Below are 24958 nucleotides of genomic sequence, written 5' to 3' on the forward strand. Positions count from 1 at the left end.
AGTCGGGGTCGGGGTGGGTGTGGGAGTTGGGGTCGGCGTCGGCGTCGGGGTCTCGGGCTTCTTCTCGACCACCGTCAGCGGGTCACCCGCCGCGCCTTCGTAACTCCCGCTGCCGAGCGCGTCGGCCGCGCCCTTGGTGAGCGTGGTGGCCATGTCGGTCATGGCGCGGTTGACCGTGACCTTCGCGAGGGCCACGTCGTCGTCGGTCTTGCCGCCCCGCGTGACGTCGGCGGTGACCTCGGCCGTACCACTGTTGAACTTGACGTCGGACAGCGTCACTTCGAAGCCGTGCGCCACGGACCGGGCCGTCACCGCGCCGTCGAAGCCGAGCGCGACCGCGTTGGTGGTGGAGTCGTACGTACCGGTGCCGCCGGTGAAGGTGAAGGCGCCGTTGTCGGCGGCCTGCGTGGCGCCGGAGGTGGCGGTGAAGGTGCCGGCGGCCATACCGGTCACGTACGCGCGGTACGACGCCTTGACCCCCCAGGTCAGTTCGTAACCGTCGAGGGGGGTGTCGGCGGCGGAGGCGGGCGTGGCAAGCAGGGCGGCGGCGCCGAGGGTGACGGCGGTGGCGACAGCGGAGGCGAAGGCGATGGGTCTACGGGTGGCCATGGGAAGCGATCTCCTCGGGGAGGTGGTGGTGTGGTAGTGCAGTGGTGTGGTGGTGTCAGAAGGTGAGTTGGTCTTGGTCGGTGCGAATCCGTTGGTGTGACTTGGTCGGTGGGTTTCCGTCGGTGGGTCTCGGTCCGTGGGTCTCGGTCCGTGGGTCTCGGTCAGCCCGCCTCATCGGTCAGCCGCGCACGCCGCTTTCGTACGACCCCGAAGGCCGCCCCCGCCGCCAGCAGCGCTCCCGCCCCGATACCGAGTGGCAGGACGGGGACGTTCGACGGGTCCGCCGCCGCCTCCGCCCTGGGCTCCCCGCTCTTCCCGGGCCGCGCGTCCCCGCCCCCGCTCCCCTCCGTCCGAGGCGCGGCATCCGCCCCGCTCCCCAGGTCGGGCAAGGCCGGGAGCACGGCAGTGGTGTCCAGGGCGACCGCCAGCGAGACGGGATCCATCTCCGTACCCGCCCGGTACATGGAGCGGAAGGCCCTCGCCCCCTCCGCCGTGAGCTTCGCCGGGGCCTCGGTCAGGGTGACCAGGCCCTTCCCGGCCTTGAGCTGCTTCGCCGCGAAAGTGACCAGAGGAACGTCCGGTGTGGTCGTACCGCCACCGGTGACATCCGCGCTCAACGTGCCCTCGCCGTCCTCGACGCGCACACCGACGCCGTCGAGGGCCAGGTCGAGACCCTGCGCGCCGGTGAAGCGGATCGTCCCCGCGAAGTCGGCGTCCAGGGTCTGCTTCTTCTTGTCGTACGTCCCCTCGCCCCGGGAGAAGCGGAAGAGGGCCCCGCCGTCCTGGGCTCCGCCGGAGAGCTTCCAGCCGCCGTGGGCGATCTCGCCGGTGACGTACTCGCGGAAGGTACGGCGTACGCCCCAGTCGACGGCCCCGTCCTCGATCCTGCCCGGGGCGTCCTTCGCCGGTTTTCCGCCCGGCTTCCTCGTGGGCGTCTTCGACGGCTCCTTCGACCCGGCCGCCGATCCGGCCGCCGATCCGGCCGCCGATCCGCCCGCCGTTGCGCCCCCCTTCGTGCCGCCGGAAGGCTTCGCCGCCCCGGTGGCCGGCGCCGGCGCCTTGACGTCCGCCGACAGGCTCACCGGGTCGAGGGCGGTGCCCGCCGCGTAGTAGCCGGCGAAGGAGCGCGCGCCCTGGGCGGTCAACGTGGCAGGGACGTCGGTGAGTTGTACGACGCTCCCGCCGCCCCTCATGTTGATCCCGCCCAGCGCCAGCGAGGCGAAGGCGACCTGCGAGGAAGTGGAAACCGTGCCGCTCCCCTTGGCCCTGCTGGCGATGTCGACGTACAAGGTGCCCCCGCCCCCGGAGATCCGGACGGTCGGGCGGCTGATCGTCATGTCGAGCTCGTACGTTCCGTCGCTCTCCCGGTGGCCGAGGAAGTGGACCGAGCCGGAGAAGCCCGCCGTGAACGCACCGGTGCCGGAGTCGTAGGACCCGGTGGCCGAGTGGAAGCGGAACCGACCGCCGCCGACCGTGGCCGCGCCGCCCCCGAGGGAGTAACTGCCCTGCGCGATCGGGCCGGTGACGTACGACTGGAAGGAGGACTTGATGCCCCAGTCGAGCCGCCCGCCCTGCACCGTACGGCTCGCCGCGTGCGCGGTGGTGGCGGGGAGCAGGGCCGCCGAAAGAGCCGTGAGGAGTGCGAGGAGTACGACGCCGAAGGCGCGCGTACGTCTGGACGATGGCATGAGGAATCCCTCCGGGCCTAGCGAGTTAGGTAAGGCTAACCTAAGCTATGCCCCAGCTCGATGGGAACCCCCACCGAAACAACGGCAACAGGACGACAGGACGGTGCCGCTCGTGCGCACACGACTGGTGGGCGGTGCGGTGGTATCCGCGCTCACCCTCACCCTTGCCTTCACCGCGACCGCGTGCGGCGGGGGCGGTAGCGATGGCGGTGGCGGTAGCAACGGCGCGGGTACGGGGGGTACGGGGGGCTCGACCCGGGCCGCCCCGCAGAGCGCCGACCGGGCCGGGGAGAACGCGGCCGTCGCGGACCGCGTCGAGCCCCTCCCCCGCACCCCCGCCCCCGACCTGCCCGTCACCGTCACCTCCGCCGACGGCCGGAAGGTCACGGTGAGGAAGTCCGACCGGATCGTCCCGCTCTCCGGCAGCCTCAGCGAGATCGTCTTCACACTGGGGCTCGGCGGCCATGTGGTCGCCCGCGACATCACCGCCACCTTCCAGCAGGCCGAGAAACTGCCGGTGGTGACCCGTGGCCACGACGTGTCCGCCGAGAGTGTGCTGTCACTCGAACCCGATCTCGTCCTCGCCGAGACCACCACCGGCCCCGTCGAGGCCATCGGCCAGATCCGCGACGCGGGCATCCCGCTCGTCACGATCGAGGGCGCCAAGAGCCTGGCCGACGTGGGCACACGCATCGGGGCGGTCGCCGACACACTCGGTGTCACGGCGGCCGGGAGGGAGTTGACCACACGGTCGGAGGAACGGATCGCCACCGTACAGAAGGACATTCCCGCGAAGCACGACCGTCCGCGTGTCGCGTTCCTCTATGTACGGGGCTCCGCGTCGGTGTATCTGATCGGCGGCAGGGGATCGGGCGCCACCCCGCTGATCGAGGCGGCCGGGGCGGTCGACGCCGGAGCCGACAGCGGGCTGGAGAAGGACTTCACCACGATCACCAGCGAGGCGCTGGCCCAGGCCGCGCCGGACGCGATCCTCGTCATGACCAAGGGACTCAAGTCGGTCGGCGGGGTGGACGGGCTGGTCGAACTGCCCGGCGTGGCGCAGACTCCCGCCGGGATGGACCGCAGGATCGTGTCGATCGACGACGGCGTCCTGCTCAACTACGGGCCCCGCACCGACCAGGTACTGCGTTCGCTGGTACGGCAGTTGTACGGGAAAGACACCGCGAAGTGACCACACTCGACAGGCCCACCGGCACGACGACCACCGCCTGGCTCCTCACCGCCGCCCTGGCCGCCGTACTCGTCCTCCTCGTCCTCACCTCCGCCCGCCTCGGCGCCTACGACCTCTCCACCGGCGAGGTGATCGGCTCCCTCCGGCACCGAATCGGCCTGGGAGGAACGGAGTTGGACCGCGTCGGCGAGTCCGTCCTATGGAACGTCCGCTTCCCGCGCATCGTCCTGGCCCTCCTCGTCGGCGCGTCGCTGGGCTGCGCGGGCGCGCTGATGCAGGGCGTGTTCGGCAACCCGCTCGCCGAACCCGGCGTCATCGGGATCTCCTCCGGCGCTGCGGTCGGCGCGGTCGGCTGCATCTCGCTCGGACTGGACTTCCTCGGCACGTGGACGGTCCCGGTGGCCGCGTTCATCGCCGGCCTGGCGACGGTCCTGCTCGTGTACGCCCTGTCGCGGTCGGACGGGCGCAGCGAGGTGGTGACACTGATCCTCACCGGCATCGCGGTGAACGCCTTCGCGGGCGCGCTGATCGGCCTGTTCATCTTCTTCGCGGACACCGCCGCCATCAACCAGATCACCTTCTGGCAACTCGGCTCGCTCGCCCAGGCCACCTGGCCCAAGGTCCTCGCCGTGCTGCCCTGCGCGGTCATCGGTCTCGCCGTCGCGCCCTCGTACGCACGCAAGTTGGACCTGCTGGCACTCGGCGAACGACCCGCCCGCCACCTGGGGGTGGACGTCGAACGGCTGCGGATGGTCCTGGTCCTGGTCATCGCACTGCTCACGGCGGCGGCCGTCTCGGTGTCCGGGATCATCGGCTTCGTCGGCCTGGTCGTCCCGCACCTGCTGCGGATGGCGGCGGGCCCCGGCCACCGTTTCCTGATCGGGGGCAGCGCGCTGGGCGGGGCGGTGGTCCTGCTGGCGGGCGACCTGACGGCCCGCACCGTCGCCGAACCCGCCGAACTCCCCCTCGGCGTACTGACCGCGCTCTTCGGCAGCCCGTTCTTCTTCTGGCTACTGCGCCGGACGCGCCGCAAGCAGGGAGGCTGGGCATGAGATCCCCGACCCGAGAGTCCGCGATTTCCTCCAAACCGCCGTACCCAAGATTCCCCTTCCCGAGGTTCACCCCCCGCGAGCGCGTCCTCCCCGACCGGTACGAGCCAGGGACCACGGTCGCGGAAGCCCGTGCCCTGCACGTGAGTCGGGGCGGCCGGGACGTGCTGACCGGCATCGACCTCACCTCCCGCGCGGGAGAGGTTCTGGCCTTGGTCGGTCCCAACGGGGCGGGTAAGTCCACCCTGTTGGCCGCGCTCGCGGCGGATCTCGCCCCCGCCGCCGGTGAGGTACGGATCCACGGCCGCGACGCCCGCGCCTGGTCCGCCCCCGAGCTGGCCCTGCGCCGGTCCGTCCTCCCCCAAACCGCCGTGCTGGCATTTCCGTTCACGGTCGAGGAGGTCGTACGGATGGGCCGGGCGCCCTGGTCGGGCACCGCGCGGGCGGACGAGGACGACGCGGTGGTCGCGGAGGCGATGGCCGCCACCGAGGTGACACCGTTCGCGGGCCGTGTCGTCTCGACGCTGTCCGGCGGCGAACGGGCACGGGTGGCGCTGGCCCGCGTACTGGCCCAGCGGACCCCACTCCTCCTCCTGGACGAACCGACGGCTGCCCTGGACCTGCGCCACCAGGAGCTGGTGCTGCGCGTATGCCGCGCCCGCGCGACGGCCGGTGACGCGGTCGTGATCGTCCTCCACGACCTGGGCCTGGCAGCGGCCTACGCGGACCGAGCCGCCGTACTCCACGACGGCCGCATGGCGGCCGAAGGCCCACCGGACCAGGTCTTCGAGGAGACCCTGCTGACCCACGTCTACCGCCAACCGGTGGAGGTCCTGCCCCACCCCCACACGGGCATCCCTCTCATCCTCCCCAAGCGCCCGACCCGCCGTCCCCCACACCGCGACCGCCGCGAGGAGGTTTGACCCACGGCCTGCCCGATGATTCGCGGGTGGCGGATCAGCTCACCGAGCAGGCCGTTTCCGCTGGGCAACGCACCCATCCGGGAACGCGGTTCGCCGTCGATGCCCACCGCGATGAACTCCGGCAACCGCTGCTCGCGGCCGACCGAGAGGACCATTCGAGAAGGTGGTCAGTTCGTCCAGGCGCAGCCGCGGGAGCCCGTAACCTGTCGCGCCTTCCCTGCTTGTCCGTACGGTTCCTCCGGTCGCCGAGCGCGGACGGGCCGTCGCGGACGGTACGACCGCGTGGACCGTACGACCGCGTGGGTGGTACTGGTCACGTGGACTGTACGGGCGGCGGGGCCGCCGGCACCCGCCCGGCGTCCCCCGATTTACGTTCCGGTCGCCCGCGTGTGGGGAGCGATGGAGGGAATGCGGCATTTAGGCTGATCTGATGCGACTCGCTCCCTGGTGGGCCTTGCTCTCGTCCGGGTCCGCTCCTCTCCTGCTGGTCGGTGGGTGGGCGACCGCGGAGGTGTTGCAGGGGCCCGGCTACAACCCCGTCACCCAGACGATCAGCATCCTGGCGGCCTACGGGGCACCCGGCTACTGGGTGATGAACGCCATGCTCGTCACCCTCGGCACGTGCTATCTGGCCACCGCGCGCGGACTCAAGGCCGCAAGGCTCCCCGGACGGCTGGCGCTCGCGGGCGGCGGTGTGTCGGCGATCGCGCTGACGATCTTCCCCGCGCCGGTGCGCGGGGGCAACTTCCCCCACGGGACGGTGGTCACCATCGGATTCGCGCTCATGGCGGCGTGGCCGGTGCTGGCCGCCCATCGCTCCAGGACCGGGCCGTGGGCGCTCCAGTTCCCGGCGTCTATCGTGGCGAGCGCGCTGATGGTTCTCGGGGCGGGGTGGTTCCTGTTCGAGTTGCAGAGCGGCGGAGCGGCCGGCGTCGCCGAACGCGTCCTGACCGCCGCCCAGGCCCTGTGGCCGCTGCTCGTGGTGACGTCGTGCCTGCACTACCCGGTGCGTGAAAGAAGCGAAAGCCGCGAAACGGCGTGATCGGCCGGGGCCGCCGAGGCCACGGGCCGCCGGGGCCACAGCCCGCCGCCACAGCCCGCCGGGGCCACGGCCGCCGGCCTACGACCTACGACCTACGGCTGATCAGGGACACCCGCCCCACCGGTCACCGGACCGCCCGCCCCACCACCCCCCACCAACGGCAGCAGCAGATTCACCACCCGCAGGTCCGCCCCCGGGTGGTACGCCAGCGCCAGCGGGACCGTCGGTACGGGGGCGGTCAGGTGGCGCAGCCGTACACCCGGAAGCCGCAGCGCGTGCGCGCGCCCCGCCGGGACGGCCGAGATGCCGTGGGCCGCGGCCACCGCGAGCAGGAGCTGCTCGTCGTCGGGTTCCTCCCGGACGATACGGGGGCCGCCCGGCCACACCTGTCGGGTGATCAGGTCGTGCATGCCGGGCCCGTTCTCCCGGGGGAAGAGGATCACCGGTTCGTCGGCGATCTGCTCGCGGGTGATCCTGGTACGTAACCCGGCCAGCGGATGCCCGGTCGGCAGCGCCAGCAGCAGCTCCTCCTCGGACAGCACGACGTAGCGCAGCTCGGGGGCCTCGTCCAGGGGCGGTCTGACGAAGGCGGCGTCCAGCCGGCCCGCGCGCAGCTCCGCGACGTTGTGGGATGTCCAGCCGGTCTGGACGCTCAGCTCGATGTCCCCGTACCGGCTGCGGAACTCACTGACCAGCGCGTCGACCACCCCGCCCCGCGCCGAACGGGTGTACGCGAGCCGCAGCCGGCCCGCGCGCCCGCGCACCGCCGCCTGGATGCGCCGCTCGGCGGCCTCGGCCTGGCGCAGGAGGCGGTCCGCCTCCTCGGCGACCACCACACCGACCGGCGTCAGGGAGCACCCCTTGGACTCACGGACGACCAGCCGGGCGCCGATCTGCCGCTCCAGCGCCTGGATCTGCTGGCTCAGGGCGGGCTGGGCGATGTGGAGCCGCCGGGCGGCCCGGGTGAAGTTCAACTCCTCCGCCAGCACGGCGAAATAGCCCAGTCGTCGCAGGTCCATGAGGCGATGGTAGGGGCCGCCCCCTGACCCCCTCCAAGACGAGTTTCCGCCCGGCCCATAAGCGGGCCGTATGGCGATAGGCACCCCGTATCGCCGTCGCGGGAAAGGGTCTTGGACACCGTCCGGCCGTGTCTGGCGTCCTGGAAGCACGCTCCGGAGGCACGCGGGCCGAGCCGGAGCATCAGCGGACGGGAGGGACCGGACCATGAGACCGGAGAAGTCCATGAAGGCGGACGTCGTGGTGGTGGGGGGCGGGATCATCGGTCTCACCACGGCGATACGGCTGCTCGAACTCGGCGCGAGCGTCCTGGTGGTGACGGACGAGGCACTGCCCGCCAGGACGTCGTCGGTGGCCGCCGCGGTCTGGTACCCGACGGGTTTGCGAGCCGGCCACGAGATCACCGTACGGGCGTCGGACACCTACGCCGAACTCGCCCGCCAGGCCGCCGACGGGGTCCCCGGGGTCACGCTCGGGCCCTGCCGGACGTACACCGCGGTCCGTGATACCGCACGTCCGTGGTGGGCGACAGCCGTACCGGGCCTGCGCCTGCTCCGTACGGACGAGGCGAACGGCCCCTGGACGGACGGCTGGTCCTTCGACGCGCCGACGGTCGACATGCCGGTCTACCTCGACTGGCTGGTGACCCGCTTCCTGACGGCGGGCGGCCTCCTGCACCACCGCAGGATCAACCACCTTTCCGAGGGGGCCGTCTGGGCCCCGCTGATCGTCAACGCGGCGGGTCTGACGGCGGGTTCCCTGTGCGGTGACCCCACCATGACTCCGGTACGCGGCCAACTCGTCCTGGTGTCGAACCCGGGACTGCGTATCTCGCTGCGCGTACAGGACCACCCGGAGGGCTACACCTACATCCACCCGCGCCGTACGGACGTCGTGCTGGGCGGCACGTTCGAACTGGACCGCTGGGACCTTGCCCCCGACCCCAGGACGGCCTCGGCGATCCTGTCCCGCTGCACCGCCCTCGAACCCCGCCTGGCCGGCGCCCCCGTCCTGTCCCACCCGGTCGGCCTCCGCCCCCACCGCCCCTCGGGCGTACGCCTGGAACTCGACCCCCATCTGCTCCCCACCACCCCCGTGATCCACAACTACGGCCACAGCGGCTCGGGCGTCACCCTCTCCTGGGGCTGCGCAGACGAGGTGGCGCGCCTGGCGGCGACGGCATGACGCGTGGGGCGCGGCGTCGACCACACCACGCCCGGCCACCCGCTCCTCACCCGTGCACGTCCGCACACCGGGGGTCCTGCGACTCCGGGACGCAGAGCGTGCTCAGGAAACCGCCGACGGTCAGCCCGATCGCCCCGTACGGCTCCCGCTCCACCACCACCCGCGCGCCCGCCCTGATGTTCTTGTCACGGCGGACATTGGCGGACGCCACCCTCCCCCGGAGCACGTCCGCCGACTCCTCCCGTACGGTGCCGGTGGCCAGCCCGCCCCAGTCGGTGCCGTCGTCACACGGCGGGGCGTCCCGGGCGCAGTCGTTGTAGAGCCGGTAGCGGAACGTGAAGTCGCCCTTCGGTGTGATCTCCAGCGACGCGCCCGCCCAGTCCCAGAGGCCCTGGAAGGCGCGCAGACCCGAACCGCGCGACGGCACGCGGACCGCGGGGCCGCCGGGCAGGCGGCCGAGCCAGACATGGGTCCGTCCCGACACCTGGCTCGGGCCGGGGGGCTCCGTACCGAACACGACCACGGTGCCGTGGTGTTCGGCCGCGGCCGTGAGCCGTACGGCGGGTGCGAATCCGCCCCGGGCCGCCCCCTTCGCCCGCGCCCAGCGGACGCCGTCGTCCGACACCCAGGCCGCCGCCGCGACACGCCGTTCGTCCTGGACCGCCCCCACCGCGAGGTAACCGCCCGCCACCGGCATCACCTGGGCGGGCTCCACCGACTCGCCTTTCCCAGCGGCCAGTTGACTGCCCCGTTCCCACTCCGTCGCACCCTCCACGTCCCGGCTCCACGAACGGGACCGCGCGGGAGCCGCGAGTCGCCGCCGGCCGTCGGCGGCCGTCATGACGACGGACCCGTCCGCCCCGAAGGCGGCGCCGCTCACCGGATCGCCGGTCCGGGGACCGGACTTCGGGCGCCACACCCTGCCGTCCTCGGAAGCGAGGACCAGGACGGCGGACACCCCCTGCGGGTCCGAACACCGCGCCCACACCGTGAATCCGTGCCGGTCCGCCAACGCGCCCGCCTCGGGAGGCCGGTCCGCCCACTGGGGGCAGCCGACGCGGTACGGCGTACCGAACGGCTTGCCCGCCACCGAGGCCCACACACGGAGGCTGTGCCCCCGGGGGCGGTCGCCGAGGCCGTCGAACTCACCCCCGTCGTGGCCGACCACCACCGTCCCCGACGGCCCGGACGCCGCGGCCAGCACCTCGTCGGTGGCCACGCCGCCGGGGAGCTTCTCCGTACGGCCCCACTTGCCCTTCCCCCGGTAGGGCACCACCACCGGGGCCACGTCGCCGCCGCCGAAGTCCAGACCGGCCACGACGACCGAACCGCCGTACCCGGCCAGCGCCTTGACCGTGACGCCGTCGCCGCGCAGACCCGCGGCCTTCCACACCGCCCCGTCCGCGGACCGGAAGAGCGCTCCGTCCGAGCCCAGGTTCCGCCCCAGCACCACAAATCCGTCGTCGGAGGCGACCACGGTCTTCGCGTCGAATCCGTAGAAACCGGTCGGCAGGTCGTTCACCGGTATCCGCGTCCAGGCAGTCCCCACCGGACCGGGGGCGGGCTTGCTGTCGTCCACCCCGCCCTGGCAGGAGGTCAGCAGCGCGAGGGAGAAGAGCAGAGGAAGCAGCCGACCGGGCGCGCGGCAGGGTGACATGGATTTCCAGCCTCTCGTGGCCGCCGTGGGCCGTCCTGTCCGTCGACCACGGAGGATGCCAGACGAGAAGGCCCCCCGTGGGAGAAACGGGCCGTTCGATGCCATAGGCCCCCTCCGGGCCTGTTCGGCGCCGGATGCGGAAGTCCCTGTACGAATTCCCTGGTTCCTCCACTTTCCGCCACCGGACGCTGCCACCATGGCTCACCTCGTACCGACCGCTCCGGAAGCCGGAAGGCAGTTGTGCCCGAAGAGCCCTCCTCGCAGCCCGCCATCGGCGAGTTGCTGACGCAGATACCGCCGAACATCGACGAGAACGATCTGCTGCTGCACCTGCGCGGCCCCCAACAGCCCGTGTGGCACTACCTCCAGGAACTGGTCGCGGCCGGTGATGTCACGACGCTCACCCAGGTCATGACCGGTCACACCCCGCTCCACGACCTCCTTGAGGAACAGACCTTCCACACCGAGCTGCGCGGGGCCGTCCAACCCCCCTTCGTCGAGGGCGAATCCGCGCCGACCCGGGCTCTGCGCGCCTATGCGTCGCTCGGTCTCGCGCTGGTCGGCGATCCGGACGCGGCGGACGAGCGGCTGCGTGACGGGGTGTCCTGGCTGCTGCGGTCGGAGGCGGCGGCCCGCCCGGCGGGCGCGGGTGCGGGAAGCGGTACGGATACGGGTACGGGTACGGGTACGGGTACGGGTACGGGTACGGCAAGGGGTACGGACACGGCGGGTACAGGCACAGGCACAGGCGAACATACGAGCACCGCCACGGACACCGCCCTCGCCACCGCCCCCCACGCCGACCGGCTACGCACCCTCCTGGCCCCGCGCTCCGAGCCGCCGGCCGACCCCGCCGCCCCGTACCCCGCCCTCACCCCCTACCTCACCGCCACCCTCCTCGCCCTCGACCACGCCCTCCCCCGCGTCCTCGACGGCCCGCGGCTCACCGTCCTCGTCGACCTCGGCGAGACCGGCCAGCGGCTGGAGCTGGCCCTGTCCCTCGTACGCGGCCTGCCGTCCGGACTCGTACCGGATCCCCGCTCGATGATGGGCTTCCTGGGCGACGACGGCTTCCGTACCGCCCTCGACGCCGCATGGGAGGCCCGCCCCGCCGGACTCTCCGGCCTGGTGCTGTGGTCGCTCACCGACGCGGACGGGCCGACGGCCCAGGTGGGGGACGGCTCGCTGAGCGCCGCCTTCGCGGTCCTGCTGACCGAACTGCACCGCACGAAGAACGGCTTCCGGAGGCGGTTGCGCGTACGCCGGGTCAATCCCGGCACCGCGGTCGTCGGCAAGGTGTCGACCGGCAGTCCCGGTCTCGTGCTCTCCGTCGACGGCTACGGCAGCAAGCTGCCCGAGGCCCCGGCCCACGGCAGGGTCATCGTGCCGCGGGCCGACGCGGCACTGGCCAGGAGGACGAGCCCGGACGACCGTTCCCTGGTGATCGTCGGCGTCGACACCGTCGACCAGGCGGCCCGGCAGGCCCGCCGTACGGACGCCCGGGTCGTGACCAAAATGGCGGCGGTCGCGGCCACCGTCCTGGTCGCCGTGCTGACGGGCTTCGCGTGGTCCGCCCGCGACGACGGCCGGGCCCGGCAGCGCGAAGCGGTCGCCGCGGACCTCGCCGCGCAGGCCAACACCCTCAAGTCGACCGATCCCAGGACCGCCGGCCTGCTGGCCCTGGCGGGCCACGAGATCGACCCGGACAACCGACGCACGGTCGAGGCGATGCGCGAGGTGCTGGAGAGCAACCGCAACACCCTCCGCAGCTGGGTCGCCGGACGTACCGTGCTGAACGCCGTGGCCGTCGACTCCGCCGGGCAGCGCGTGTACACCTCGGGCGACGACGCGGAGATCCGGGTCTGGGACATCCGTACCGGACACCGGGTGGCCGAGGTGCCGGGCTACGGGGCCGGTCTCGTACGGGACGACGGCACCGGAATCCTCGCCGCGCACGACGGTCGCGACCTCAGCCTGTACGACGCGACGGCCGCCACCCCCGTGCTCCAGGGACGGGTGGCCGCCCCCGGCTGCGTCGGGCCCTACAGCGAGATCGTCGCCATGCGCTTCATCAGCCGCGGCTCGGGAATCGCCACGGTCTGGAGCGACGGCGCCGTCGTCACGGTCGACACGGTGACCCGTACGGTGACCCGGTGCCGGCGGCTGCGCGAGTTCGCCAAGGGCGACCAACTGCCCCCCTCGCCCAGCGGCAGCGCCATCATCAGCGCGTCCGTCGTACCCGACCTGCCAGGGCCGTCCGGCCTGGGCACCGACGCGTCGGACGAGGCGGTGCTGCTCCTCCACACCAACGTCGTCATCGCGGTCGATCTCCAGAAGGGCGCCGCCAGGACGCTCGTCTCGGACACCGACATCCCCGGGTCCCTCTCCGCCGTACGCGCGTCCGCGGACCTCCTGGCGCTCGCCACCGACAACGGGGTGGTGATCTGGGACCGGAAGGCCCGGACGACCGTCGCCAATCCCCTCGGCGAGACCGGGGTGAAACCCGCCTCGATCGAGTTGTACGACAACGAGGTGCTGCTCACGGGCGACAGCGGTACGGCCCTGATCCCCGTCGACGGCTCCGAGGCGGACTCCGGCTCCTCCTTCGTGGAGGGTGCGGACTCCCCCACCCGGCCGCTCTCGCGCCCCGTCGGCGCCCCGGCCGTGGCCGCCGTACGCGCCGGGGACGGCACGGTGATCACCGTGGGGGACGGCGCCCGGGTCACGGTGCTGACGGACACCCCAGGACGGGTGGCGCTCCCGCCAGCCAAACCGTCCACCGGCGCGTACTTCGGCGCCGGACACGTCCTCATGCTCACGGAGTTCAGCAACGACTGGTCGTACGGCGCCTACACCATCGATGTCGACGACCCGCCCGAGATCAGCAGCGCCAACGGGTCCGAGTACCCGGTCCGCCGGGACTTCGAGGCACCGGCCGCGTACCTCGGCGCCCTCGCGCTGTCGGACCGGTTCGCCGCGGCGGCCGGCCAGATCGACGGGCGGGGCGCGGCCCGGGTGTGGGACGAGGACGGGACCTTCGTCGAGGATCTGCTGCTGCCGCCGAAGAACGACGAGAACCTGGACAAGCTGGAACGGATCATGACGCAGGTCGAGTTCGCCCCGGGCAAGGGGGACGGCACGGGAAGCGGGAAGGGCGAGCACGAGCTGCTGGTCGCGCGCCACATCTCCGGACAGGTCGGGATCTGGTCCACCGGTGACTGGAAGCTGCTGGGCACCGTCGACCTGCGGCCGGGCACGGCCGCGATGGCGATCCACGGCAGGCACGGTGTCTTCGCGGAGGGCAAGGGCAGGAACACCCAGCTGGTCGAGGTAGACCTCGACACCCGCAAGGTGCTGCGCCGCGTCCCGGCGCCGGAGGTCTACCACCTGTCGTACTCGTCCGACGGGACCCGGCTGGCGGCGCTGGCCTGGGGCAACAAGGTGCAACTGCTGACCGGTGAGGACCTGCGTCCGGTGGGTGGCCCGCTCCAACTGCCCGTGGGCAGCGTCGCCACCGACATCGCGATCTCGCCGGACGGCAAGCAGGTGGCGATGACGGGAAAGGACCGGGTGTTCGTGTACGCGCTCGACACGGGGCTTCTCGCGATGCCCCCGCTGCACGACGTCGGCGACAACAACATCATCCAGCTGGCGTGGTCGCCGGACGGCGCGTTTCTCGCGGGCGCCTCGATGAAGCCCGTACGGGACCTCAAACGGCCGGGACCCGTCAACCTGTGGCGGATGACGGACCCTCCGCTGCGGGAGCAGATGTGCGACTGGGCGGGCGACGGGCTGTCCCGGACGGAGTGGAAGCGGTACGTGCAGCCGTCCGAGGAGTACATCGATCTGTGCCCGGGGGGATCGGCGTGAGGGCGGGCGGGGCGGGGAGGGGCGTCCTTAACGCCTCACTGGCGACGGTAGGGATGCCGGTACGCGGGCGGGTACGGATGCGGGTACGGGCTGCCGCCCTGGTCACCGCGCTTGTCGTGCTCTCCGCCGCCTGCACCACCGGCCAGGACGGCGGGAGCGGCGGCCGGTCGGCGGAGGGGCAAGGGTCCGCGGACGGGCGCCGGTCCGCCGACGGTCAACGGTCCGCGGACGGGCCCGGAGGACCCGCGGCGACCACCGCCGACCGCCGCTCCCCCGTGCTGGCGTACGTCCGCCCCCGCCAGAAGGAGATCATGCTCGCGGACGCCTCGGGGCGGACCTGGCGCGGCGCCCGGCTGACCGTACAGCCGCACGAGATCCGCTGGTCGCCGGAGGGTTCCGTACTCGCCTGGCTCGACGCGGACGCCGCTCCCGCCGGCCGCAAGCTGCATCTCCTCGACATCGCCGCGAACCGTGAACGCTCGGTCCCGTGCCCCTGCCGGGGCCTGGGTTTCCTCGGCCCGGACGCGGCCACCCTGTCGAACGGCGGCGACGCGCTGCTGCTCTTCCCCCGGGCGGGCGACCCGAAGCGCGTCAAGTTGAGCCGGACGCTGCCGAGTTACTCCCAGGTGGCGGCGGGCGGCCGGGACGCGGTGGCGGTCATGGTGCCGCTGCCCGAGCAGCAGGCGGGCCGCGGGCAGAACGAGTTGTTCTCGGCCGGGCGGGACGGCGTGCTGCGTTCCCTGCTGCCCGGCCGGCAGCCGGTGTCCTTCTCCACCGGACTCCAGAACCGGGACGGCGACAGAATCGCCTGGACGTCCTGGCTGTCCGGCGGCGCCTGCTACAACACCAGCACCCTCCGCACGGTCGGCTACGACGACAAGGTCCACGACCAGCAAGGCCCCCCGAAGGGACCGGAGTTCGACCAGGCGCTGCTGAGTGACGCCTATCTCCTCAGGGAACCGGCGTGGACCGGCCGCGGAGTGGCCCTCAGCTTCGGTCCCCTGCCGCGCTGTCAGGCCGCGCACCCGTCGCGCTATGTCTCGTACTACGTCGAGGACGGCGTCTGGCGGTTCCTCGGGCTCGGGATGCTCGCGATCGGTTACGGGGCACAGGGCCGCGAGGCCCGGCTGACCGTGGGGGAACGTTCCCTGCCGTACGCGCCGAAGGACATGGCGGAGACGGAACTCGGCGAGCTGCGGTTCACCGACGCCCGGGGGAAGCGGCGGACCCTCGCCGACGGCGTGTCGTCCTTCGCGTTCACCCCGGCCGAGAGTGCCGCGGCGCTCCCGCCCGAGGCGGCGCCGCCGCTCCGCACGGCCGTCGCGCTGACGGACGACCGGTGGGCTCCTCTCCCGGAACCGGTACGGGCCCTGGCCGAACGCCTCCGGAAGGCGGCGCTCTCCGGTGACGTGGCGACCCTGACCTCGCTGTGTTCCGACTGCACCGCCCGGCGGAAGGCCGCGATCCGGACGGCCGAGGGGCGCCGGGAACTGGCGAAGCTCCTGCTCAGCCATCCGGGGCCGAGCCAGGGCGGCTTCGTCTATCCGGGGCTCGCGGCGCACAGGTGCGTCGATCTCCCGCAGACGGCCACCACGTGCACGGCCGACGAGATCCGGGACGTGGCGTTGCTGGACGTCCCGCCGGACAGCGACCTGGAGCAGCCGGGCACTTTCTACGAGGTGGACCATGAGGATTCGATCCAGTTGCGGCTGAAGCCGGACGGCACGGCCCGATGGGCGGGGGAGTACGACCTGTGACAGACATCGTGCGGGGCGACGTGGCGGCGGGGTGCGACTGCGGGCGGGGGTGCGGGGCGGGCGACGAGGAGACGGCCGAGGCCGTCCGTACGACTGTTCCCGGCGGGGCGGACTCCTCCCCCGCCGTTCCGGGCGGGAACGGCGACTCCCTCCCCGCCGTTCTCCCTGTCGCCCCCGACCAGGACCGGCGACGGCCCGACGGGCCGGTCATGGCGGGTGACCTGGTGGACGGGGTACGGGTGACGGGCTTCGCGTGCGTCACATATCCGGCGCCCCTGACCGCCGCCAACGACCGTTTACTGGTGGAGGGGGACGCCGACCGCGACCTGCCGCCGGACCGGCCGGTGCCACCGTCCGTACCCTCCGGGCGGCTGGACGCCCGTCTGCCCCACCAACGCCTGCCGCTCGCAACCGTCCTGTCGGCACGTCAGATCTCCCGCTGCCTGCCGGGAGCGGTCACCCGGCTGCTCACCGACCGTGCCGCGCGCTGGTCGTCCGTCCTGCGGCCCGTCGCCGACACCCTGCGCCGGGCCGGCCACGACCTGTGGCTCAGCGGCGGGGCAGTCCGTGAACTCCTCGCCGGCCAGGGGCCGGAGGCGGTCCGGGACCTCGACCTGGCCGGTACGGCGCCGGCGGGCCGCTTCACGGAGCTGGCCCGGCAGGCGCTGGACGGGGACGGCCTGACGTACGAGTGCCCGCTGACCGTGAGCCCGCACACGCTGCTCTGTACGGTGCTGGCGCCCGACCGGTCGGCGCCGCTCATCGAGTACCGGGGGCTCGGGGTCGGCGGGTTCCGCTTCCCGGCCACCGGAAGCGACCTCGTAATGGACAGCCACCAGCGGGACTTCCGGGTGAACACCCTCCTGTACGACCCCGAGCGCCACCTCGTCCTCGACCCGACCGGGCACGGGCTGGACGATCTCCGGGGGCCGCGCCGCAAGCTGGTGCCCGTCGATCCGTCCGCCGCCACCGAGCCGCTGACACAGGCGGCCGTGGTCCTGCGCGCCCTCAAGTTCCTGCTGCGCTGGGCGCCGGACGACCGTCTGGACACGGAGGAACTGACGGCGTGGGCGGCCGGGTTGCCCCAGGACCTCACCGACCGGGTCACCGGCCATGGCACGGCCGCGTGGGCCGAACTGCGCGCGCTCCACGGCGAATGCGTGGCGGGAGCCGAGGCCGAACGCCAACTGGAGGCCGTACGCCCGCTCGGGCCGGGAGCGGAGGGCCTGGTGCGCGCGCTGCTGGGTGAACGGTCATGACGGGGCCGGTCCGGCACCGCCCGCTCGCACGGTGGGTGGCGGAGGCGACCGAAGACGCCGGCACCACCGGCCGGTCGACGGGGACACCCGACGGGGGGACGATCCATCAGGTCACCGGCCGCGTGAACGACGGAGCCGAACGCGCCGACGCCCGTACGCTCCCGCTCTTCACCGACGGCGGATGGCGCCGGACGAGCGTGCGCGCGGCCCGGCCCGGCGTACCGGTGGTACGGGCACTCGCACTGCACCACCCCGGCCGGGCCGAGACGTACTTGGAACTGGACGATTACGGAAACCCGGTGGCGAGCACCCCGGCGGGCGCCGAACTGGTCGCCACGATCGAGGAGTTGTGGGAGTCGCCGCCCGACTCACCGGAGACGGTGGCTTCGCTGGGGAGCGAGAGCCTGGAGTTGCGCCACTTCCTGCTGCACCGGCTGGCCGCCGAGACGGATCCTCCGCCGAGGCTGTTCCACACCCTGCCCTGGGACGAGTTCGACACGGTCGTACGGAGTCTCCTGGCCCTGCTCCACACCGGCCCACCCGCTCCACCGGCCTCCGCCCCGCTCCCCCAGGGCCCGCTGAAGGGCCAGTTGAGGCACTGGTTCACCCCGGCGGGCATCGGACTCGCGGGCCCGCTGTGCGTGCTGGAGGGCGGGGCGCGGCGGGGCCTGGACTCCGCCGTCCTGAGCCGGGAGGCCAGGACCCTGCTCACGGGCCTGCTGTACGCCGACCACCGGCGGCTGCCCGCGACCACCGCCACGCTCCTGGCCGGGCTGGCCGAACTCCTCGCGGCCCGGGACCAGTTGCTCCAGCACAGCGCGAGGGTGGTCGCGGCGCGCCTGCGCAACGACCCCACGACCGCCCGGCAGGTCTCCTTCTCGATCCGGCTCCATTCGGAACTGCGCGCGCTGGGCAGGTCGGAGGGGCGGGTGCGGACCCACAAGGAGTCGCGCAGGGACGGGCACTTCGAGACGCGCGTCTGGATGTCGGAGGGCGGCCAACTGAAGGTGACGGTCCGCCTCCCAGACGTCCCCGACGTCCCCGATGTCCCGGACCTCCCCGACGTCGCCGACGCCGCCGACGTCCCCGGCCTACCCGGCCTCCCCGGCCTCCCCCCGGCCCTCCCGGGCCCCCGGGACGTACTGGCACCCGTCACGCTGCACCCGGAAGGAGCCACCCCGGAGCGCTACTGGGTGGCACTGAGGACACGGACCGACGGCCTGGAAGGGGTGCTCGAACTCCGTTACCCACGGGGCCGGTTCAGGATCGACGCGGACGGCCCACCCGTACCGTTCGCCGCACTCGACTCCGTACCGCCCGAGCGACTGCTGCCGTCGCTGCGCGCGTGCAGCACCCCCGCCCGGCGGATCTGGGCGGACCGGGCGGCTACCCTGCCCGCCGGGCACTCCGTCCGCGTCGCACTGGAACTGTTCGAACGAGAACGGCCACGGTGAGGGCCGGCTGAGACTAGGCTCCCGGCTGTGACGGACCAGAGGGGGGACCGGAGCGAAGGCGCGCCCGGCCAGGACACCGAACGCGCCGCCGCGATCGCCGACGAACTCTGGCGGCTCGAAGAGAGCGCGATGATCAGCGCGCAGGCCCAGTTCGAGGAGGCCAAGCACTGGCGCGGCGTGAACCTGGCGCTGGGAATCCCCACGACGGTACTGGCCGCCGTCGCCGGCACGACGGCCCTGGTGGAGTCCACGGGCCGCGTCACGGCGGGCATCCTGGCGCTCATATCGGCGGGCCTGGGCGCGGTCCTCACCACGGTGAACGCCCCCCACCGCGTCAGCCTGGCCGTCAGCTGCGCCAACGCCTACCTGGAGGTCCAGACAGCGGCCCGCCAGGCCCGCAAGGTGGACCTCACCCCGAACACCGTGGACGCCGCCCGCACCACCCTGGCAGACCTCACGGCCCGCAGGGACGAACAGAACCGCACAGCGGAACCCCCCGGCCGCCGCGCCTACCGCCGGGCCCAGTCCAACATCACCCAGGGCGGCCAGACCTACGCGGCGGACGGCACCCTCACATCAGATCGGTGAGATCGGGCCCGAGCCCGTCGATGACATCCGGCACCGCGAGTCCGTACCCCTCAGCCACCCCGAAATAAGTAGGCTCGCCGCCCTCACCCGGCACTCCCAGCAGACGTTCCAGCTCCCCCAGGGCATTCGCGAGGCGGGGAGCGTTGTTCTCCCGCACGGCGGGGTGCGGCCTGCCATGAAAATCGAAGGCCGCCCATACGTCGTGATGGACGGACAGCCCGGCGGAGGGACCGATCGGATCGGGTGAGACGGTCAGTTCCACCAGCCGCGACTCACGGTGTTCCTTGCCCTCCGCGTCCACCCACGTCCCGGACCCCACGACGAGGAGGTCCGACATCTCGGCGGAGGGATGACCAACGGGTCCGCAGGCACGCAGTTGTCCGGGCAGATCGACGGAGTCGAGCGACTGCCCGGCAAGCGTGAACCGGGTACGGATCCCCAACCCACCGGTCCCCACCGCGAACCACCCCCACTCCAGAGCCACCGGCTCCAGCAGCCCGTACCGCCCCAACACCCCGGCCATCCGGCCGGCCGTCTTCAAAGCCTGCTCCAGCCCGGGCTCCGTGACGTCATCAAGATCCCAGAACCACGAGGCACACGGCTGCGGCGCACGCATCAAAACCGACATCAACTTTCCTTATGGTCTCGTCGCACCGGTGGGGAACACCGTGAGGGAACCGTCGTCGAAGCGGAGTTCAAACGTCGCGTTGGTCCGGTCCGCCGCCCTCTGTACTTGCTCAAGGATTCGGTCAGTCAGAGCCCCCTTCAGGTCATGAATATCAAGAATCGCGACCTTGACGTCCACACCGGGCCCTGCGAGTTGTTTATCAGCGATACCTTTCACGGCCGATTTGATTCCGGCGACGCTGCTCACATCTTTGAGTTGCGCACCGTACTCAATCCTGTCTCCCGATCTTACCAAGACGTCCAGATCAAGTTTCTCATCAGGAAGTTTCAATTCGAACTCGATATTCCTGATACCCCTGGATTCCAGCTCTGCCGCATGTTCGAACGCCTGGTGGACGGCGGGAATCATGTTGCCCTGCTTCACCTGGCTGATCAACTCACCGTAGTTGGGCACGCGGGCGAACTGTCCACTGGCAAGGAATCGGGCGACTCCCTCTCCATACGGTGACTTTCGCAGCTGCACCAGCATTCGCTCTCGATCCACCGGGGCGACCTTCGATTCAGTGAGTGCCGCTGTGACGGCCTCCTCCTGTTCGGGATCCATCCTGCCGGTGGGCTGTTGCCCCACTCGGTCTCCGTCCAAATGGACCGGAGGCCTATCCGGTGTGCCGTGGCCGCCGCCACCCTGTCCCGCCCCGTGACCGTCCCCGGCCCCGCCGCCCGTTCCATGAACGGAGTCGGAACCACCATGGCCGTCTTGATGGGGAATTCCTCGGCCGTCGCCGGAACCGTGCCCACCGGCGGAGGGAGCGTCATGACCTGTCGGGCCGTCGCGGTGGCCCCCGGGGTGAGTGGTGGGTGGTTCGTGGCTGGCGGAGGGGCCGCGGGACAGGTCGTCGGCTCGGCCGCCCGGGAGGTGGTTCGCGCCTCCGCCCGGGAGGTGGTTCGTCACTCCGCCCGGGGGGTGGTCTCCCGGGCGTACGGGCACGTTGTCGCCCGCGTTGTCCGCCAGGCGGACCGGGTCCGAGATGTCCGAGCCCACTCGGATCACGTCGTCGCCCGTGCGGGAGGCCGCGCCCACCAGGGCCGGTTCCCTGATCGGGGTCTCCACCCGTGGCGTGTCCGCCCCGGCCACGGGGGGCTTTTCGACCGGTGCGTCCTCGGCGCGGCGGAGGACGCTGCCGTCCTCCCGCAGGATGTTGCCCGCGCGGTCCAGGAATTGGGGCGGCCCCTCCACCGGGAGGCGGACCGTGCCCGGGGGGAGGGTGGTGGTGCCCTCCGGGAGGCGGACCGTGCCGTCCGGGAGTTTCGCCGCGCCCTCCGGGAGCGCCGCGCCCTCCGGTAGGTGGACCGTGCCGTCGGAAAGTTTCACGGCGCCTTCGGGCAGGGCTATCGTGCCCTCCGGGAAGGCCGGGAGGTTGACGTTGCCCAGGCCCTTGAGGCCCGCCATCACGTCGCCGATCTTCGACAGGCCCACCCCCGCGCCCTTGAAGACGTACGTCATGGGGTCGATCGCCCGGCTCGCCTTGCCCGCCAGCGACAGGACCTTCGCCGCCGCGCCCGCCTTGCCCGCGCCCGCCGCCGCACCGCCCGTACCGCCGGTGAACACCGTCGTGACCACGTTGAAGGTCACCGCACCGGCCGCCCGGGACGGGTTCTCGCTCCACTGGTCCCAGGCCAGCAGCGCCTTGCCCGTCTCCTTCATCGCCGTACGCGAATCACGCAGCCAGGACGGGAGTTTGTCCGCCGGCGCCGCCCAATAGGCCGCCCCCACACCGGGAATGGCCGTGATCAGCACACCGGTCGCCAGCTTGCCCAGACCCGTCCACGCCTGGCCCGCCGCGTCCCAGCCGCTGAAACCCACCAGCGTGCCCAGGCCCTTGATCGTGCCCCAGACGCCGTCGACGACGATGCCCTTGCCGAAGTCGTACGCGTGCTCCCACACCTGCCACCACGGCACCGACTCCGCCACCGCGTCACCCCACGGCAGGCTCTTCGACTGCTTCAACGCCTCCGCGTCGTAGCCGTACATGCCGGGCTGGTTCGAGCCGTCGTTCACCTTCAGAGGCGTTCCGCAGAACAGCGCCACGATCTTCGCGTACGCCGCACGTTCCACCTCCTGGAACGCCGTCCACACCTCGGCCACCTCGTTGCGCCGGTCGAGGTTCTCCTCGATCAGGTCGCCGTCCTCACGCCACTTGTCGTCGTCCGCGACCTTCGCGCGGAACGCGACCGCCTCCGCCCGCAGCGCGTCCAGCTTGTCCTTGAGCGGCCGCGCGTCGTTCGAGTACGTCCCCAACGCACCCGCGATCACGCACAGATCGGAGCTGAGCGAGAGCCCGACGTCCGCCACCGGCTTCGTCACCGCGAACAACTGCTCCGCCTCGGGCGCCTGGTAGAACGCCCGCAGCCCGCCGAAGCTCGTGTGCACATCGCTCGTGGCGGTGGAGATCTTCGGGCCGGCGCCCGAGATCGCCTTCACCTTCTCGTCCAGCAGTTCCAGATTCCCGGTGAAGACCGGAATCTCCGCCGGGTCGACCGGCGCGTCCCCACTCATGAGTGCCCCCCGGCCGCTTCCCTCAACGCCTCCAGCTGAACCGCCTTCGCCGCGTCCTGGGCGTGTTTCGCGGCCTCCAGGTCACCCTCGATGTACTCGTTGGTGGCCGTCGCCGCACCCAGGATCGACGCCTCGATCCGCTCCGCCATCGCCTTGAAGTCCGGCTCGCGGTTGCCGAGATACTCCCCCAGCGCCGCCGCCACCGGCCCCGTCGCCTTCGCCCGCAACGGCGCCTGGCCCACCGCCACCGGACCCTGCAACGGCGCACCGCTGTGCACCATCGATCCCGGCACCGCCGTACCCGCCGCCTGCGCGGCCTCCGCCATGTCCGCCACCAGCGCGGTCAGTGCCTTCTCCAACTCGCCCGCGTGCGTGCCCACGGTCTTCAACTGACCCTGCACACCCTGCGGTTTGATGTCCCACGACGCCATGACGCACGCTCCCCCGTGAACCGAACCGTCAACTCACCCCGGCGAAGGGGCTCAGCCGATGTTGTCGACCGCCGACTTCGCCCGCGACAGCGTCTGCTGCGCCGTCCCGTCGTTCTTCTCCAGCGTCGTCCTCAGCAACTGGATGATGTTCTTGACCTCTTGGGACGCGCTGTTCCAGCGCAGTTCCTTGCCGTGGTAGTCGTCCGCCACGCCGTCCGCCGTGAAGTCCGACATCGCCGCCTTCACCTGCGCGTCACGCGCCGCGATCACCGACTCCAACTGGCCGATCACCGACTGGAGGTTGCCCTGCGCCTCCGTGGACGCGCCCGTGTCGTACGAACGACGGTCGCTGCCAGCAGCCATCACAATCACTCTCCCCGTGAGATGTGCTCCATGAGATGTACGCGATCCGGTCAGGGTCGAGTACAGGCGTACGTACGAGCCTCAGCGGCCCGAGAAGCGCGCCGCGTCGAAGTTCGCCGCCGACATCTGCGACTGCGCGTTGTCGCCCTGCTCCTGGTCGCCCGAGCCGAACGCCGTCTCCATCCCCGACTGACCGCCCAGGATCGCCGCCAGCGCGCCGTTCAGCGCCGCCGTGATCTCGTCCGAGCGCGACTTGAACGAGTCGAACGCCACCTTGCCCGCGCCGTTGAACTTCCCCTCCAACGGCTCCGCCGCCTGCACCAACTGCCGGATCAGCACGCCCAGATCCGTACTCGAACCCTGCGACTGCGACATCAGCGTCGACAGGACCTGCGTCCCCATGTCGAACTTCATCGGACTCCCCCCGGTCGTTCCGAACGAATGCACGTCCCTCCATCCCTATCAACCCAGCCGTCACAAACGCAATCAGTTATCTGCTGACTGTGACCAACACATGACATGAGACCGCTCACGCCCCCTCGGCACCCTCGGGGCCCTTCAAGTGCCGCATCAGGCGCTCGAAATCGGCCCAGCCGGCCAGGTCGGAGGGGTCGCCGGGCAGCGGGTAGTACAGCGCGGGACGGGCCTTGGGGCCCAGAGGTACGGGCGGTTCGGACAGCGGGGTGTGCCGGGCGCGGTCGCCGGGCATCGTACGGACCTCCTCCGCGCCCAGCACGAACGCCACCGGGACGCCCGGCCCCTCGAAGCGCGGCGGCACCCCCAGGTCCCGTCGTGCTTTGCGGAGTTGAATCAACATCGACTGGAGGTGGTGGCGTGTGGCGAGCGTTTCCGCCGTACGGCGCAGGGCGTCCAGCGGCGGTTCCTCACCGGCGCCGTAGCCGAACGCGAGCCTGACGTCCTCCTCGACCCCCGCCTTCGTACGGCTGATCCGGACGGTCGCGAGACCTGGCCGCTCCGGGGTGCCGACCACCACGGCCCAGGTCGGCTCGGGCGACCGCCCGAAGGCCAGCTCGGTCAGACGGGCGGGCGACCAGGGGAGGTTGGCGGGCTCCGCCGTGCCCCAGCCCGCCGGGGGCCCGCCGGTCAGCTCCCGCCACACCGACTCCAGCGCGCCGCCCAGGACCAGCCGGTCGTCCGCCGGGTGCACCGCCCGGAAGGAGACGGCCAGTTGGCGCTCACCGGTGTCCGCCACCTCCTTGAAGGCCGCGGCCACCGGGGTACGGGGGTCGTCCGGCGTCGCGTCCACCGCCACGACCGTCGCGAACATCCCCTCCTGCCACCGCAGTACGGCGCCCGACAGGCCGTCGTAGTAGCCGTCCCGCTCGTCCTGCACGACCCACCGCGACGGCCAGCCGCCCAGGCTGTCGCGTACGGCCGGGGAGAGCGTGGTACCCGCCGGGGTGACGATCTGGAGCCCCAACTCCGCCTGCGCGGCGGCCCGGAAGGCGTCGGACAGCCAGGCCGTCATGGCGACCACCGGACGGTCCTGGATGACCACGGCCACCTTGTCGGTGAGGACGTCGACCGCCGGCTGCGCGGCGGCCGGCGCGGGCGCGACGCTCACCCCGTCGGTCTCCACCACGGCCAGCGAACGCGCCGCCGCCCTCGGCCAGGCGGTGCCGCCGGCCAGCGAGGCCAGCCTCGCCGCGAAGGTCCCGGCGAGCTGCTC

General features: G+C 72.1%; 20 protein-coding genes. 10 read left to right on the top strand and 10 right to left on the bottom strand.

All coding sequences use genetic code 11. From position 1 onward, the window contains the following. On the bottom strand, positions 1-609 hold a 609-nt coding region (locus tag GT042_RS35055), incomplete at its 3' end, for an HtaA domain-containing protein (protein WP_202534637.1). A gap of 161 nt (positions 610-770) precedes the next feature. Continuing rightward, positions 771-2297, bottom strand: a complete 1527-nt coding sequence (locus tag GT042_RS35060) for an HtaA domain-containing protein (protein WP_161312725.1) — start codon at positions 2295-2297, stop codon at positions 771-773. Positions 2298-2400: 103 nt separating this feature from the next. Here GT042_RS35060 and GT042_RS35065 point away from each other — a divergent pair, with 103 nt between their 5' ends. From GT042_RS35065 to GT042_RS35080, 4 genes are all read left to right on the top strand, one after another. After that, entirely contained in the window at positions 2401-3489 is a 1089-nt protein-coding gene (locus GT042_RS35065) for an ABC transporter substrate-binding protein (RefSeq protein WP_345944037.1), read from the top strand. Continuing rightward, positions 3486-4541 (top strand): iron ABC transporter permease, encoded by a 1056-nt coding sequence (locus GT042_RS35070; protein WP_161312727.1) that lies wholly within the window; start codon positions 3486-3488, stop codon positions 4539-4541. Before GT042_RS35065 ends, GT042_RS35070 begins: the two co-directional genes overlap by 4 nt. Beyond that, positions 4538-5461, top strand: coding sequence for a heme ABC transporter ATP-binding protein (locus tag GT042_RS35075; RefSeq protein WP_161312728.1), 924 nt, complete (start codon positions 4538-4540; stop codon positions 5459-5461). The genes GT042_RS35070 and GT042_RS35075 overlap by 4 nt, the downstream gene beginning before the upstream one ends. Before the next feature lie 430 nt (positions 5462-5891). Then, positions 5892-6503 (top strand): DUF998 domain-containing protein, encoded by a 612-nt coding sequence (locus GT042_RS35080; RefSeq protein WP_161312729.1) that lies wholly within the window; start codon positions 5892-5894, stop codon positions 6501-6503. 92 nt (positions 6504-6595) lie between these two features. Here the strand turns inward: GT042_RS35080 and GT042_RS35085 are convergent, their stop codons facing one another. Beyond that, positions 6596-7522, bottom strand: coding sequence for a LysR family transcriptional regulator (locus GT042_RS35085; protein WP_161312730.1), 927 nt, complete (start codon positions 7520-7522; stop codon positions 6596-6598). 205 nt (positions 7523-7727) lie between these two features. Here GT042_RS35085 and GT042_RS35090 point away from each other — a divergent pair, with 205 nt between their 5' ends. Further along, positions 7728-8705, top strand: coding sequence for an FAD-dependent oxidoreductase (locus GT042_RS35090; RefSeq protein ID WP_237531514.1), 978 nt, complete (start codon positions 7728-7730; stop codon positions 8703-8705). Positions 8706-8751: 46 nt separating this feature from the next. Here the strand turns inward: GT042_RS35090 and GT042_RS35095 are convergent, their stop codons facing one another. Beyond that, positions 8752-10362, bottom strand: coding sequence for a hypothetical protein (locus GT042_RS35095; protein ID WP_161312731.1), 1611 nt, complete (start codon positions 10360-10362; stop codon positions 8752-8754). Positions 10363-10602: 240 nt separating this feature from the next. On the opposite strand from GT042_RS35095, the gene GT042_RS35100 reads away from it, so the two are divergent. From GT042_RS35100 to GT042_RS35120, 5 genes are read left to right on the top strand one after another with little or no spacing between them, the layout of a single operon-like run. Continuing rightward, positions 10603-14232, top strand: a complete 3630-nt coding sequence (locus GT042_RS35100) for a WD40 repeat domain-containing protein (protein WP_161312732.1) — start codon at positions 10603-10605, stop codon at positions 14230-14232. Positions 14233-14285: 53 nt separating this feature from the next. Then, positions 14286-15989, top strand: coding sequence for a hypothetical protein (locus GT042_RS35105; RefSeq protein WP_161312733.1), 1704 nt, complete (start codon positions 14286-14288; stop codon positions 15987-15989). Next, positions 15986-17248: a hypothetical protein gene (locus GT042_RS35110; RefSeq protein ID WP_161312734.1), complete on the top strand. Its 1263-nt coding sequence runs from the start codon at positions 15986-15988 to the stop codon at positions 17246-17248. Before GT042_RS35105 ends, GT042_RS35110 begins: the two co-directional genes overlap by 4 nt. After that, positions 17245-18702, top strand: a complete 1458-nt coding sequence (locus tag GT042_RS35115) for a hypothetical protein (protein WP_161312735.1) — start codon at positions 17245-17247, stop codon at positions 18700-18702. The genes GT042_RS35110 and GT042_RS35115 overlap by 4 nt, the downstream gene beginning before the upstream one ends. 27 nt (positions 18703-18729) lie before the next feature. After that, positions 18730-19290: an SLATT domain-containing protein gene (locus tag GT042_RS35120; protein WP_345944038.1), complete on the top strand. Its 561-nt coding sequence runs from the start codon at positions 18730-18732 to the stop codon at positions 19288-19290. Here the strand turns inward: GT042_RS35120 and GT042_RS35125 are convergent. The 6 genes from GT042_RS35125 to GT042_RS35150 all read right to left on the bottom strand — a co-directional run. After that, positions 19274-19918, bottom strand: a complete 645-nt coding sequence (locus tag GT042_RS35125; RefSeq protein WP_237531515.1) for a hypothetical protein — start codon at positions 19916-19918, stop codon at positions 19274-19276. The two genes, GT042_RS35120 and GT042_RS35125, sit on opposite strands and share 17 nt — an antisense overlap. Positions 19919-19927: 9 nt before the next feature. Further along, the gene (locus tag GT042_RS35130) at positions 19928-22474 is read right to left on the bottom strand and encodes a hypothetical protein (RefSeq protein ID WP_161312736.1); all 2547 of its coding nucleotides are present in this window, start codon (positions 22472-22474) and stop codon (positions 19928-19930) included. Continuing rightward, complete coding sequence (locus tag GT042_RS35135) at positions 22471-22905, bottom strand: DUF6507 family protein (protein ID WP_161312737.1); 435 nt, start codon at positions 22903-22905, stop codon at positions 22471-22473. Before GT042_RS35135 ends, GT042_RS35130 begins: the two co-directional genes overlap by 4 nt. Before the next feature lie 51 nt (positions 22906-22956). Then, complete coding sequence (locus GT042_RS35140; protein WP_161312738.1) at positions 22957-23268, bottom strand: pore-forming ESAT-6 family protein; 312 nt, start codon at positions 23266-23268, stop codon at positions 22957-22959. 81 nt (positions 23269-23349) lie between these two features. Then, complete coding sequence (locus tag GT042_RS35145; protein ID WP_161312739.1) at positions 23350-23682, bottom strand: hypothetical protein; 333 nt, start codon at positions 23680-23682, stop codon at positions 23350-23352. A gap of 115 nt (positions 23683-23797) precedes the next feature. Further along, positions 23798-24958 (bottom strand): DUF6177 family protein (locus tag GT042_RS35150; RefSeq protein WP_161312740.1); only part of this gene is annotated, 1161 nt, incomplete at its 5' end.

The organism is Streptomyces sp. SID3212, from assembly GCF_009865405.1.
Taxonomy (GTDB): domain Bacteria; phylum Actinomycetota; class Actinomycetes; order Streptomycetales; family Streptomycetaceae; genus Streptomyces.

Coding starts and splice junctions, on each gene's coding strand:
- GT042_RS35060 (WP_161312725.1), bottom strand. CDS start 2,297: ATGCCATCGTCCAGACGTACGCGCGCCTTCGGCGTCGTACTCCTCGCA.
- GT042_RS35130 (WP_161312736.1), bottom strand. CDS start 22,474: ATGAGTGGGGACGCGCCGGTCGACCCGGCGGAGATTCCGGTCTTCACC.
- GT042_RS35135 (WP_161312737.1), bottom strand. CDS start 22,905: ATGGCGTCGTGGGACATCAAACCGCAGGGTGTGCAGGGTCAGTTGAAG.
- GT042_RS35090 (WP_237531514.1), top strand. CDS start 7,728: ATGAGACCGGAGAAGTCCATGAAGGCGGACGTCGTGGTGGTGGGGGGC.
- GT042_RS35115 (WP_161312735.1), top strand. CDS start 17,245: ATGACGGGGCCGGTCCGGCACCGCCCGCTCGCACGGTGGGTGGCGGAG.
- GT042_RS35140 (WP_161312738.1), bottom strand. CDS start 23,268: ATGGCTGCTGGCAGCGACCGTCGTTCGTACGACACGGGCGCGTCCACG.
- GT042_RS35080 (WP_161312729.1), top strand. CDS start 5,892: ATGCGACTCGCTCCCTGGTGGGCCTTGCTCTCGTCCGGGTCCGCTCCT.
- GT042_RS35105 (WP_161312733.1), top strand. CDS start 14,286: ATGCCGGTACGCGGGCGGGTACGGATGCGGGTACGGGCTGCCGCCCTG.
- GT042_RS35095 (WP_161312731.1), bottom strand. CDS start 10,362: ATGTCACCCTGCCGCGCGCCCGGTCGGCTGCTTCCTCTGCTCTTCTCC.
- GT042_RS35125 (WP_237531515.1), bottom strand. CDS start 19,918: ATGTCGGTTTTGATGCGTGCGCCGCAGCCGTGTGCCTCGTGGTTCTGG.
- GT042_RS35075 (WP_161312728.1), top strand. CDS start 4,538: ATGAGATCCCCGACCCGAGAGTCCGCGATTTCCTCCAAACCGCCGTAC.
- GT042_RS35085 (WP_161312730.1), bottom strand. CDS start 7,522: ATGGACCTGCGACGACTGGGCTATTTCGCCGTGCTGGCGGAGGAGTTG.
- GT042_RS35145 (WP_161312739.1), bottom strand. CDS start 23,682: ATGAAGTTCGACATGGGGACGCAGGTCCTGTCGACGCTGATGTCGCAG.